Source organism: Galbibacter kalidii (assembly GCF_026241135.1).
In the GTDB taxonomy this organism is placed as follows: Bacteria; Bacteroidota; Bacteroidia; order Flavobacteriales; family Flavobacteriaceae; genus Galbibacter.
This window is the reverse complement of sequence record NZ_JAPFGA010000061.1, coordinates 1-1,252: the sequence shown is the minus strand read 5'-3', so window position 1 is coordinate 1,252 and position 1,252 is coordinate 1. Positions and strand designations below refer to the sequence as shown.

Genomic DNA, 1,252 nt, shown 5'->3' with positions numbered 1-1,252 from the left:
AGGAACTGATTTAAAATAATGCCCCAGTTCCTAACTGGCATGGACCATTTTTTGGTTGCCTCTCTCATGGCCAAATATACGGATTTCATCACAGCTTCATCGGTTGGGAAAGACAATTTGTTCTTGGTGTATTTTCTGATCTTCCCGTTAAGGTTCTCAATGAGGTTGGTGGTATATATGATCTTTCTGATTTCCACGGGGAACTCAAAAAACACCGTCAGGTCTTCCCAGTTGTCCCGCCAGCTTTTTACCGCATAGGAGTATTTGCTGTCCCATTTTTGGGCAAAGTCTTCCAAGGCGGCCTTGGCAGCCTTTTCATTGGGGGCATTGTAAATATGCTTCATGTCAGCTGTAAAGGTCTTTTTGTCTTTCCAGACCACATACCGGGAAGCGTTACGGATCTGGTGGACCACACAGATCTGTGTCTTGGATTCAGGGAACACATTCTTGATGGTGCCGGTAAAGCCATTCAGGTTGTCCGTAGCGGTTATGAGGATGTCCTCGACACCCCTGGCCTTCATATCGGTGAGCACGCTCATCCAAAAGGCAGCGGATTCGTTCTTTCCCAACCAAAGCCCCAACACTTCTTTTTTGCCGTCCCTGCGCAGTCCCACAGCGATATAGACCGTCTTGTTGATGACCTTGGAGTCTTCCCTGACCTTGAAGACGATACCGTCCATCCACACGATCAGGTAAACAGGTTCCAAGGGGCGGTTCTGCCAGGCTACGATGTCAGAGGTCACCTTTTCGGTGATACGGGATATGGTGGAAGTGGAAACGTCAAAATTGTACACCTCACGGATCTGCTCTTCAATATCGCTGTTGCTCATCCCCTTGGCATAGAGCGATACGATCACGTTCTCGATCCCATCGACCATATTGTTGCGCTTGGGGACAATCATGGGGTTGAAAGAACCTTCCCGGTCTCTGGGGATTCGTACCTCCGACTCCCCGTAGGAGGTGCGCACTTTTTTACTGGAATACCCGTTGCGGGCATTGGAGGTGTCGGATTTTTGGTGCTTTTGATAGCCTAAATGTCCGTCGAGCTCACCCTCAAGCATCTTTTCAATACCTCTTTTTTGTATTTCCTTCAAAAAAGAATTGAGCTCATCTCCGGTTTTGAACTGTTTTAAAAAGTCGTCCGATAATAAATCTTCTTTCTTCATACTGTGTAAAATTTAAAATTAATAAAAAAATATCGGGGGTCATGACCCCCGATATTTTCTATTTACACAGTTTATGAGATGCTACC

1 protein-coding gene is annotated in these 1,252 nt (G+C 46.3%); it reads right to left on the bottom strand.

Annotated features, from left to right (window positions below; translation table 11 throughout):
* The coding region (locus OOZ15_RS19825; RefSeq protein ID WP_265958173.1) for an IS256 family transposase at nt 1-1,166 on the bottom strand (1,166 nt) is incomplete at its 3' end.
* Between the last annotated feature and the right edge of the window lie 86 nt (nt 1,167-1,252).